Annotated in this window: 11 protein-coding genes; 5 read left to right on the top strand and 6 right to left on the bottom strand. The window is 68.7% G+C overall.

Features of this window, described 5'->3' with window-relative positions; translation table 11 throughout:
- Window positions 1-278 precede the first annotated feature (278 nt).
- The 4 genes from mobC to ACFC0B_RS16570 all read left to right on the top strand — a co-directional run bounded on the left by mobC (window position 279) and on the right by ACFC0B_RS16570 (window position 3610).
- Window positions 279-833 carry a plasmid mobilization relaxosome protein MobC gene (gene mobC, locus ACFC0B_RS16555; protein WP_376086517.1) on the top strand — a complete coding sequence of 185 codons (555 nt, stop codon included), beginning with the start codon at window positions 279-281 and terminating at the stop codon, window positions 831-833.
- On the top strand, window positions 830-2551 hold the full coding sequence (locus ACFC0B_RS16560; protein WP_376086518.1) for a relaxase/mobilization nuclease domain-containing protein: 1722 nt from the start codon (window positions 830-832) through the stop codon (window positions 2549-2551). Before mobC ends, ACFC0B_RS16560 begins: the two co-directional genes overlap by 4 nt.
- A 211-nt stretch (window positions 2552-2762) precedes the next feature.
- The gene (locus ACFC0B_RS16565; RefSeq protein WP_376086519.1) at window positions 2763-3146 is read left to right on the top strand and encodes a hypothetical protein; all 384 of its coding nucleotides are present in this window, start codon (window positions 2763-2765) and stop codon (window positions 3144-3146) included.
- Between the two features lie 137 nt (window positions 3147-3283).
- Window positions 3284-3610: a hypothetical protein gene (locus ACFC0B_RS16570; RefSeq protein ID WP_376086520.1), complete on the top strand. Its 327-nt coding sequence runs from the start codon at window positions 3284-3286 to the stop codon at window positions 3608-3610.
- Between the two features lie 76 nt (window positions 3611-3686).
- Here ACFC0B_RS16570 and ACFC0B_RS16575 read toward each other — a convergent pair whose 3' ends face one another.
- The 6 genes from ACFC0B_RS16575 to ACFC0B_RS16600 all read right to left on the bottom strand — a co-directional run bounded on the left by ACFC0B_RS16575 (window position 3687) and on the right by ACFC0B_RS16600 (window position 10704).
- Window positions 3687-4862, bottom strand: coding sequence for a helix-turn-helix domain-containing protein (locus ACFC0B_RS16575; RefSeq protein WP_376086521.1), 1176 nt, complete (start codon window positions 4860-4862; stop codon window positions 3687-3689).
- Window positions 4849-5661, bottom strand: coding sequence for a hypothetical protein (locus tag ACFC0B_RS16580; RefSeq protein WP_376086522.1), 813 nt, complete (start codon window positions 5659-5661; stop codon window positions 4849-4851). Before ACFC0B_RS16580 ends, ACFC0B_RS16575 begins: the two co-directional genes overlap by 14 nt.
- 273 nt (window positions 5662-5934) lie before the next feature.
- On the bottom strand, window positions 5935-6087 hold the full coding sequence (locus ACFC0B_RS16585; RefSeq protein WP_376086523.1) for a transposase: 153 nt from the start codon (window positions 6085-6087) through the stop codon (window positions 5935-5937).
- Window positions 6088-6287: 200 nt separating this feature from the next.
- Window positions 6288-7295, bottom strand: coding sequence for an HNH endonuclease (locus tag ACFC0B_RS16590; RefSeq protein ID WP_376086524.1), 1008 nt, complete (start codon window positions 7293-7295; stop codon window positions 6288-6290).
- Between the two features lie 26 nt (window positions 7296-7321).
- On the bottom strand, window positions 7322-8917 hold the full coding sequence (locus ACFC0B_RS16595; RefSeq protein ID WP_376086525.1) for an AAA family ATPase: 1596 nt from the start codon (window positions 8915-8917) through the stop codon (window positions 7322-7324).
- Between the two features lie 440 nt (window positions 8918-9357).
- A complete protein-coding gene (locus tag ACFC0B_RS16600) occupies window positions 9358-10704 on the bottom strand; it encodes a transcriptional regulator (protein ID WP_376086526.1) in 1347 nt (448 codons plus the stop codon).
- 158 nt (window positions 10705-10862) lie between these two features.
- Between ACFC0B_RS16600 and ACFC0B_RS16605 the strand changes: the two genes are divergently transcribed.
- Complete coding sequence (locus ACFC0B_RS16605; RefSeq protein WP_376086527.1) at window positions 10863-11069, top strand: hypothetical protein; 207 nt, start codon at window positions 10863-10865, stop codon at window positions 11067-11069.
- Window positions 11070-11102: the final 33 nt, after the last annotated feature.

An 11102-nucleotide genomic window follows, 5' to 3' on the forward strand; every position in this document is an offset into this window, starting at 1 on the left:
ACCCGTCCCGCGAGGAGCCGGCCTTGCCGCCCTGCGGTCCGGTCTCCGTCCGGTCCGGTCCACTCCACTGCTCCCGTCCGCCCCCAGGAGTTCTCCTGACAAACCACCAGTACGACCCCGAGCGTGCCGAAAGCCCCGATGTCGGTCTGGAAGCGCTTCTCGACTCGCCTGCGTTCGCCCGTGATCTGCGGCGGGCGTTCGGCCTGGATGCCCCTGGCGGAGCCAGTAGTACCCCGAGTCCGACTCGCGGCCGGACACGGGGAGGCTCCGCCCCAGGGGTGGCGGAGCGGTCCCGGCGCGAGGGCGCGCCGGGCCAGGGCTTCGAGGCCGAGGGCAGCCCCGAACCGGACGAACTCCACACCGTGCAGACGGCGATCCTCACCGACCGCCGCCGGCATGACAGCGCCACCGAGGCCGGCGGAGCCGAACCGCGCAACCGCCGCTTCGAAGGCGTCAAGCGCGAGGAACGCGTCGGCCCGCTTCGGTTCAAGCCCGACGAGCACGCCAGGCTGCAAGCGGCTGCCCTCGCCCACGGCTACAACGGCGTGTCCGGCTTCGCCGCCGACGTCGTCATGGCGTTCATCGACGGACGGTTCTTCATCGACCTCCCCCTCGCCGAGGAGCGGCGGGCCACCCACCACTTCCGCTCGGTCTTCCTGCGCAAGCACGACCGGCTGGGCAACAACCTCAACCAGATCGCCCGCGCCGACAACGGCGGCTACGACCGGCCGGACGACAGCCCCCGGACCATCGACCAGTTGCTCCGCCTCCAGACCGAGATCGCCCACGCATTTCGCCCGTCCCCCACCCAGGAGACTCCGCCCCGCCCGTGATCGCCGCCATCAAGGACCCTGGCTCCAACACCCGAGGCCTGCTCGCCTACCTCTACGGCCCCGGGCGCCATGACGAACATCGCGACCCGCACATCGTCGCCGGCTTCGCGATGCTCGCCATGCCCGACCCCGGCCGCGAGGAGCAGGCGACCCTCACCCAGCTCGCCCGCTACCTCGACGAGCCCGTCCACCTGCGCAACAGCGAAGTCGGTCTCAAGCTCACCAACCACGTCTGGCACTGCCCCGTCCGCGCCGCCCCCGAGGACCGCTACCTTTCCGACACCGAGTGGGCCGACATCGCCCACCGCATCGTGCGGACCGCCGGTATCGCCCCCGACGGCGACGACCTCGCCTGCCGCTGGATCGCCGTACGCCACGCCGACGACCACATCCACATCGTCGCCACCACCGTCCGCGAGGACGGCCGCCGTCCCAAGCTCCACGGCAGCGGGCGACGCGCCGCCGAAGCCTGCCGCCAGATCGAGAAGGACTACGGCCTGCGCCGGCTCAAGCCCGGCGACGGCACCGCCGCCAAACGCCCCACCCAGGCCGAGATGCACAAGGCCAAGCGCCTCGGCTGGAACCAGACCAGCCGTGCCTGGCTCGAAGACCGCATCCGCGACGCCATCCCCCACGCCGCCGATATCGAGGAGTTCCTCGCCTACCTCCAAGCCGACGGCGTCGAGGTCAACATCCGCCGACTGCCCTCCGGCGACCTGCGGGGATACTCCGTCGCCCGGCCCGGCGACCTCAAGGCCGACGGCACACCCAACTACCTCTCCGGCGGCAAGATCGCCCCCGACCTCTCCCTGCCCAAGCTCCAAGCACTCCTCTCCACCAGCACCCCGGAGGAACACCCCACCGCCCGCCGCTACCGCCACAGCACCAGCTGGCAGCGCACCACCGACACCCTCGACACCCTCCACCTCGCCGAAACCGACGGAGACACCGAGGCCGACGCCCTCGCGCAGGCCCAGATCACCGCCCTCGGCGACATCATCAACGCCACCACCCAGGCCGCACCCCACGAGCTGCGCGCCGAACTACGAGCCGCCACCCGCGTGTACGCCCGCGCCCAACGCTCCCAGATACGCGCCGATCACCAGGCCGCCGCCGACCTGCGACGGGCCGCCCGCGACATCCTCCACGCCGCTGACGGACCCGGCGGCAGCACCCTCGCCGCACTGATTGCCGCCCTCGTCTGGGCGGCGGTCCTCGCCGGCCGCTGGCACCAGGCCCGAGGCCACCACCAGCAGGCCCACGCCACCCACCTCGCCATCCAGCACCTCCAAGCCGCCTACGACCAGGCCGCCGCCGAACACCTCGCCGCCCTCACCCACCGCCAGCCCGCCCAGGAGACGATCAACGACCTCGCCCACGACCTGCGCGCCGCCGTCCCCGACCACGCCGCACGCATCCTCACCGACCCCATGTGGCCGCCCGCCCTCGCCACCGCCCTCGCCGACGCCGAAGCCGGCGGCCACCAGCCCCGCCAACTCCTCACCGAGGCAGCCGCCCGCCGCGAACTCTCCACGGCCCGCCAGCCCGCCAAGGTCCTCCTCGGCCGCATCCAGCACACCAGCCGCAACCCTCCACCCAACCGCGCCGCCGACGCCGCCCGCCTCCGCACCACCAGGCTCACCACCCCCGGCCGCGACACGGCACAGCCCTCGCCTTCGTTTCGGCCCGGCCCCGGCTCGCAGCACCGCAGGCGCTGAAACTCCAGGGCAGGCCCGTCCCATCCGCGCAGGAGGATTTCTCCTGTTCCTTGGCGCCAGGCTTCCCTGGGCACAGCTCGGGCCGCCGTCGAGAGGCCCGCCTGGCCAGGCGCCGGTTCGACCTCTTCTGACGGCGGCCGGCAACCAGCTCGGCCGCCCGCCCCCACCTCTGCTGCCTTCGGCATACCCATCCCCTTCCACCAGGAGACTCATGACCCAGCCCAGCATCCGCCCCAACGTCATCGACCTGCTGTGCAACGCGGACTTCTCGCAGTACCGCAGCACCAACACCCTGCTCCACAAGGACGGGCGTCCCTTCACCACGGAGGAGCGCGCCCTCGCCGACAGCGCCACCCGCGAAGAGCTCGATGCGTGCATGACCCGGCACAACCGCGAGGTCGCGCACGCACGAATGACGGACGACGCTACCCAGGCCCTCGTCGCCCTCCTGCTCCGGTACTTCGCCAAGCTCCCGGCCGGCAGCGTCGCCGGCGACGCCATCAACGCCATGTCTGACCATGACCGGGCCGAGTTCGACCGCCTCTACGCCATCGTCGGCGACAGCGACTGGCTCTTCATCCCCAGCGAGGACTGACCCTCCACCGCACTCCGGCCGGGCAACTACCCGGCCGGGGTGTCGATTTGATGTCTTCCTGCGCGATCGGGAAGTATCCCAGCCCCTCCGTCGTCGTGTGGTGCTTGAACCCGTCACACCACGGAAGGGCACCACAGTTGACCAACCGCGCCGACGCCAACCGCAACCCTCACCGCAACGTCGTCCTCGCCGTCCCCCACCCCGAACCCCTCAACCCCCGCAGCATCACCATCACCTGCGCCATGTGCGACGCCGCCCGCGACTGGCTCCTGATCCACGTCCAACCCGACCTGGTCTTCGTCCGCTGTCGCTGCGCCCACGAGTGGCGCGAACACGACCTGGAGACCGCCGACGTCACCGCAGCCCGAGGCGACATCGGAGAGGACCGTGTGTGGGAGTCGTTCGAGCAGATGTACTGCGGACTCGGCTTCGATGGTCTCTTCCGGTGCACCTACCTCGGATAGCGGGGCACAGCGCGATGATGGGGGATCGGCGTCATGCCGATCCCCCATCAGTGCGCCAAGGTGCCGGGACGTCGCGTCATGCCTGACTACTAATGAGGCGAAGCACGGGCCGTTCATTCCGTACGCCTAGCAGCTCGCAGACGCGCTCAGGCTTCCATGCGAGCTCACGTGCGAGCTTCTCGACCGTGAGGCCCTCTTCGGCCGCAAGCTCGAAGGCCTGGCGCAGGAGGGCAGGTTGTTCGCCGGAGAAGCTGTTGACCGACTCCGAAGTGAACCCCGGCTGCCCGTCGAGCGCACGCAGCCGCTGGTATGCCCGGCTGGCCGTCGCGTCAGAGATCAGCCCGAGCTCGCGGCAGCGGTAGATCAACGAGTGGATAGAGACACCCCAGATCCGCCTTAGCTCTGCCAGGCGCGCGAGGTCCATGCGGCGAGGGAGGAGCGGCAGGATGCTGGACTGGGGGGTGAGGAACTCAGCCGCGAAAGCGTCCGCCTCCTTCTCCTGGCGGCTGTCCCCGGTGGCATCTCCGTGAAGCACCAGATGACCAAGCTCGTGTGCGGCGGTGAAGCGGTGCCGGTAGACGTCATCAGCGCGATTGGAGGTCAGGACCGCAAGAGGCCGGGCGGTGCGAGAGGAGAAGGCGTCGACGGTTGCGGCTGACGTATCGCCCGCTGGCGGCGTGACGACGATGATGCCGTGAGACTCCATGCGTCTCACCAGGTGAGTGACTGGTCCATCCCCCAGACCCCACCGGCGCCGCAGCTCTCGCGCCGCCGCCGCAGGCTCAGCCGGAAGTTCTTCGCCAGGGTGGACCTCCCCTCCGGCGAACCCGGGCAGGTCCACGATCGGCAGTTGCACACGCAGTTCCAGCGCGTACGTGAGTTCCCAGACCTGCTCGGCGAAGGCCAGCGCGCGCTCGCGCTGGGCTTTCGGAGTGCTGCGAAGGCTTCGGAAGTGAGCCATCGAGGCGTCGAGTCGGCTGCTCGGCCGTCCGGCCAGAAAGAACGAGAGCGGCACACTGAGGATGTCCGCAAGACTGGGCACCAGTTCGGGTCTGGGCTTCGAGACGCCCGTCTCGTACTGGCCGACAGCGGCCGGCGTGACGCCAAGCCGCTTGGCGACATCCTTCTTGGTCATTTCCGCTAGTCGGCGGGCCTGGGTGAGCCGGGCTGGGTCGAAACCGTCAACGACGGCACGAGGGGTGATCCCACGTTCTTCCAGTCCCGGGATGAGGTCTTGCCTAGTTCGTCGCATCGTTTTCGTTGGTCTGAGGCTTGGCTGGTTCCGCTTCGGTCAATGGCGTCACGTTGAGCGTTCGATCCACGTTCGAACGGGACGACAGGGTAAGAATAGGCGTCTCGCCCTGGTCGAAGCTGGTGTGCTCCAGGACGGCGGGTCCGGGCTGAGCCGGAACGGACGACAGTCGCTTCCCGTGGAAGGTGACAGTCTCCGGAAGCGGAAGTTCGTCGGGTCCGGCAACCCAGTCCAACAGCCCGTCGGCGCCAGGGGCGGCGGTGCCCCAGTGTGCCTCCAGCAGCTCCGATGAGTTGCAGGCGAAGGGAACCAGGACCAGGCAGGTGTCCGGAGGCACGGTGGTGAGACCGCCGTGCAACTCGACCGCAGATTCCTCAGCCGACCCGGCGAACTCGAAGTCGAAGACGCCCTGGACGCTTGCCGGAGCTGGAGCGAACGTGAACAGCTCGCGGACCATCCCGGAGTCGCTGGGAACGTGCGCGGTCCGGATGTCGGAACGGGTCTTCGAGTACATGAACGGGAAGATCAGGCCGCGGCCGACCAGCATCAGCTCGAACGGGAAGCGGTGCGGCTTCACCGGCTTGGCGTTGGGAAGGTCCTTGAGCTCCTCGTGAACCCGCTCGAACTGACCAGCCCAGCGCGCGGAGCCGAACGGATGCTTCGTCCGGACATCCGCCTGCTCCTGGACGGCCTGAGCGTTGGCCTGCATGTTGCGAAGGGCTTGTCCCAAGCCGGTGCGGACGGCGAGCGACTGCTTGCCGAACAGCTCGGTCGTCCAGGGGGAGAGCGGAACGTCCACGCGTCAGAGCTCCTTGAGGTCAGCACTTTCCACCGAAGCGCATCACGGTCAAGAGCACTTTAGTTGATGTCTGAGATCTTGCACAAGCGCTTCAGTGATTGCTGTGTTCGCGGTGCCGAGGACAGTCTGGTGCCTCCCGTTGAGCTGGAAGCATCGGAGTCGGATGAAGCCGTGTCGACACTGGGGTGGGCGTGGTCCAGGACGCCGACACAGAGGGTGCGCGCCGGTGCTCGCGGAACCCCGCAGCGGCGGGCACGAGGCCGGGCCAGGCGTTCAGATCAGGTCCACCCGGGGCGTACCGATGCGGTACTTGAACGCGATCGCGCCGATCACCTGCCGGTGATCACGCCACCGACCGCCCCGCCTCGGCGCCCGGTCCGGCAGCAACGGCTCGATCCGCGTCCACTGAGGCTCAGTCAACGACACACATCAACCAACGATCCGATGATCTGAAGCAAACGGCCTAGTAGGCCTGGTTCGTTCGTGCCCCTCAGACGTGGGTGACCCGACTGGTCGGCCGTCCAGGAAGACCACGGGCGGCCGACTGATCGTCAGAAGTCTCGGGGCAGGGTCCGGGGCGCTCCCTGCTGGCTTCAGGCGCACGGACGGTGCTGCCGGGTGACCGACTACCTGGCCGGGACGATCCGGACGTCGCTGACGCCTTCCTTCGCCCGTTTGAGGTCGGCGTAATCCCCGACCGCCGCCGCGCTATAGCAGACCGCAGACGTTTGGCGGCAGTTGTTCTGCACCCATGTGATCTTGTAGCTCGGCAAGCCGAGGTTTCTCCCCCTGGCCGCCGGGATCCCCGTTCCGTTGAACGATCCGCGGCAGAAGTCGTCATTTTCGGCCCAGGCGTCGTACGCCACCCCTGCCCAGCCGTTCAGGTCGTTGGCTTGGTGGCTCGCGGCCAGGTCCTTCAGGTAGACCCTGAGTCCGGTCGCGCCGCTCTTCTTCAACTGGGTGTCGAACATCTGACGCATGCCGCTGAGGGTCTGCTGGGCCCTGCTGCCGTAGCGCGTCGCCATTTCCATGAACTTGAACTGGTTGCGGACCCGGTCGGCGAGCACGGGGCCCCAGTGGGGTGGCGGATCCACGGAGTACTTGAGGGCTCCCTTGGTTCCGGGTATGACCTTCGCGGCGAGCCAGGCGCCTGTGGAGACGTTCTCGAAGTGGGGATGCAACAGCACTCTTCGTGCGTCGTCCGAGGTGAAGTCGCCCTTCTTGGAGTTGCAGAACTCGCAGATCCCGACGAGGTTGTCAGGGGCGACGCACAGCGCGGGGAACGCCTTCTTGGGCAGGACGTGGTCGAGCTCGGACACGTCGCTGTGCCGGCACATGGGGCAGAGGTCCTCGTCACGGCCTTCCATGACTGCCTCGTAGATAACCCGGCCGGGGCCGCCCCGCATGCCGCTCTCGTAGACGATGTCCGAGACCTTACCGCTCGGAACCCCCGTGATCTGGAAGTCCTGCGCCTTGAGGGTGTGCAGGGTACTGGTGAGAGCAGCCGCCCGATAGGTCTCGGCGGCCTCTTCCACCGCCGGGGCGGCGTCACGGAGCTTGCTGCCCAGCTGTTGGTTGTTCACCGTATCGCGCGACACTCCCGTGCAGATGTCCCAGCTGGCTCTGGCGCTCACCTGTGTCACGGGTTGGGAGGGCCACATCAGCGACCCTCCGCCCACTTGTCCGCGAACAGGACGTGGACCAGGCCCTTGGCCTCGTCTCCCAGCTGGCCGCCGAAGGAGTCGAGGACCTCCTCGTATGTGTCGAGCCGCTCGACTGCGTTCTCGATCTCGGCGTAGAAGCCGGACTTCTTCACTTCGAGGCCGAAGATCTCGTGGGTGAGCACTCCGACGTTCTCTCCGTACGTCTCCATCCTAGGCCGCCGGGCGCGCCCTCGGGAGCGGCGGATCTTGTAGGCGCAGGACCGGGGGACCTCCTGAAGCACTACGGGCGAGTGCGTCGCGGCGATGGCGACACCGTTGCGATTGGTCAGAAGCTCGGACAGGGCGCGGACGAACGAGGACAGGAGCGGGGGGTGAAGATGCGCCTCGGGTTCGTCGAGGAGGACGAGTGTCCTCTCCGCGACCAGGTCCACGAGCCGGGTGAGGGTGAGCAGCATCAGGGCATGGCCGGAGCTGAGGCTCATGAAGATGTCACGCCATGGGCGGTCCGCACCGTTGGTCAGCTTGTCGTCGATCTTCTTGAGCTGTCCGATCGGGGTGTCCCCGAGAGGGGTGTCTCCGTAGTCGTCGCCGATGACCGCGGCACTGAAGTGGCGATCGCTTGCCAAGGTGTGCAGGGTGTTGACCCATTGACCGTAGTGCCCGGAGGTGGCGATCGATCTGAGGCTATCGATGAACTCGCCCGCCAACTCCTCACGCTCTTTCAACCGGGACACGTGAGTTCCGCCCGGCTCGTTACCGTTTCCGTGTGCGGTGAGGCCGACGTGCTGGAACTTGACCCCGGGCTCGGGGTCCACGCCGACGAAGGGGTCGAATGCGCTGAAGGTGACGAGCAGGACGTTGGCGAAGCCGACATCGTTGTTGTAGGTGAGGCTTCCCTCGGTGGGCACCGGCATACGGCTCGGGTGTACTGCGGCCGTGGCCAGTGAGCGCAGGAGCGTGGTCTTCCCAACCCCGTTGGGGCCGATGAGCACGTGGATGTTGCTGGAAGGTACGGATGCGGGACGGACCTCGAACTCCAGCGGGGGGTGGGCGATCTCGCCGGCCGCTGGAGGAAAGTGGTAGCTGAACCGGTACTCGGTGCGCCGTGGGCCCCCGGTGGCGATGCGCATCCATTGCTGCAGAATCGTGCTGACGGAGACGTTGCGCAGGAGCGAGGTGCGGAACACGGTGCTCGACCTCGCCAAGTCCTCCAGCTTTCCCTCCGCGCGCGCGGGGCTCTCCATGGTGGTGACATCGCCCAGGCCCCGGAGGATCTCCTGCCCCGCCCGCCCGAACGAATTGAGCGTGTCGTAGTAGAGGGCGTCCTGGCCGACGGAGATCCATGGGCCTTCGTCCGTCGGCAGACCGTCGGGGAAATCACCCTGCGGTACGGGGCTCGGCCCGGGCTGCTGACTGGCCAGCGCGATCTTGACGCGGCCGACGTCGACCGGACTGGTGTCCTCGGTGGGGCGGAACCACAGGTCGTAACTGGTCCTGAAGCCGAAGTCGTCCCAGCTGTCCGGCACGAGGATGGCGGCGCGGGGGCCGACATCGGAGGGAACCCATCGGTCGGGCTGGACGATGAAACGCACTTGGGGGCCTCCGGGGTCACGGCACTGCTCGGACCCGAAAGCCTAGGCCGCCCCTCCCGCGACGAGCACGGGGGACTACCGCGACCAGCGCCAGCGCCCGCGGCCTCACCGGCAGGTCACGGTGTTCCCGGAGGGTCGGCCATACGACAAGACCGCCACCATCTATCTCGCCGGACTCCACATCGCCGCCATCTTCATCTGGTCAGCGAGATGATCCGAAAGAAACGACCTAGCCGTGCGCGAGCTGCGGGCTCGTTCATGCTCGACACCATGGCGTCCTCGTCCCCTCGATTCGGCGCGGTGAACCGCGACGGCCCGCCGTCGGTGATTATGCCCGCGCGGCGGGCGGACTCACCTCGGTGTGATCGTTGCAGCGGCTTCTGTGATCTCGGCTCGACTCGTGGGCTCACTTCCGCCAAGGAGACCCAGCACCACGACGCTCAGGCCGCCATGGCCGGCAGTGCGCGCAGGCGCTCACGGAACTCGGCGACGGCGGGCTCGGCGGTGTAGGGCTTGAGGTAGCTGCCGAACTTGGTGAGGCGGTTGACCGCGCGGACGGAGTGGACCTTGGTTTCGAGGAGGCCGAGGCCGCGGTTGGCGGCGTCGAGGGCGCCGTCGAGGTCCTTGCCGGCGAGGCGGGCGGTGGCGAGGCGGCCTGATCGGACGGCCTGGTCGCGGGGGACGGCCTGGGCGATGGAGGAGGCGAGGGCGCTGGTGGCGCGCTCGACCTGGCCGGCGCGGAGCATGATCTTGCCCTCGGTGGAGCTGAGCTGGGCGTCGCCGTACCAGGAGAGCCAGGGCGGGAGCTGGTCGCCGCCGTTCCTGGACCAGAGGTCGTGGGCGCGGTTGAGGGCGGAGCCGGCCTTCTGATGCTGGCCGTCGCGGGAGAGGCTCTCGGCGTGGTGGAGTTCGAGGTAGCTGCGAACGCCGGGCTGCATCGTCGAGGGGGTGTTGGCGAGCGCGGTCTCGACCTGGGCGACGCGCTCGGCCGGGTTGCCGGCGTCGGAGAGGTGGACGCCCATCTCGGCCAGCAGGAAGGCACCGAGGGCGTCGTCGCCGACGGTCTTGGCGGCGCGCAGGGCGCCGAGGTAGTACTGCTGGCCGACTGAGCGCAGGCCGCTGTCGTAGGCCATCCAGCCGGAGATGTAGTTGACCTGGGCGGCCAGGCCGTACAGGCGGGCCTCGACGGCTTCGGTGTGGCGGCCCTGCTTGAGCAGGGTGGTGATGATCGCCAGGTCGCCGCGGGCCTGCTCGATGAGGCGGGCGCCGCCCATCTGGGCGTCCAGGGTCTGGAGGGTGGCGACACGGGCTTCGAGGGTGTCGACCATGGAGTCGGTCACCTGGTCGCCGTTCAGGGCGGAGGCGAAGGCGGGCGAGGCCGAGGCCCAGCTCGCGGCGACGGTGGCCATGGCGGCCCCGGAGATGGTGAGAAAGCCCCGCCGATCCATACGACCACTCCTGACCAGTTCCACCAGTACGTCCACGGTACCGGCCTTCGTCCACGGCGCCGTGACGCCGGTCACCTCCCAGACAGGAAGCCACCCCGGCCACGGATTGGCAACCAGAGTACGGGGATTGACGCCGAGCAGGTCGGCCAGAACGTACTGGGCGTCCGGCTCGGGTTCCTGGCCCTGCTCCCACTTCCAGACCAGCGTTCGGTTGGTCGCCAGGTGGATCTTCAGGGCGGCGCCGCGGTCGCGCATCATGCCCGCGAACTGGTTCTTTCCCCACCCGCGCGACTGCAGCAGGTAGGTGAGCGGGTGGACCGCCAGCGTGCCTTCGACCATCTCAACCCCCGGCTTTTGAGGCCCTGTTGGTGAGCGTACTGCTACCCGTCGCAGCCAGGGTGCTCTCGGAGAGAAACCCCCTGGAAACGTTCCGCGACGCTCCGCCTCGCCGTGACGCTGGACCGGCCGTCGTCCGAGGAGAGCGGAGGCAAGGGCCCATGGACAGAGCCGCGAGCGCACAGCGAGGCCGCCACCGCGGCGCGCACCGCGACCCGCTGGGAGTCCGGTTCACGGTGCTGTGGGGGCTCGGTCACGTCGCGGCGCTGGTGCTGTTCGGGACCGTCGCCCAGCACCAGCTCGGCGCCGAGCACCAGTACGCGGCACCGCCGGAACACGCCGTCCCGGATCGGGAGCCGACCGCCTGAGGAGCCACGGCTCCGTGCTCAGCCCGCCACCCA

The organism is Kitasatospora sp. NPDC056184 (assembly GCF_042268405.1).
In the GTDB taxonomy this organism is placed as follows: domain Bacteria; phylum Actinomycetota; class Actinomycetes; order Streptomycetales; family Streptomycetaceae; genus Kitasatospora.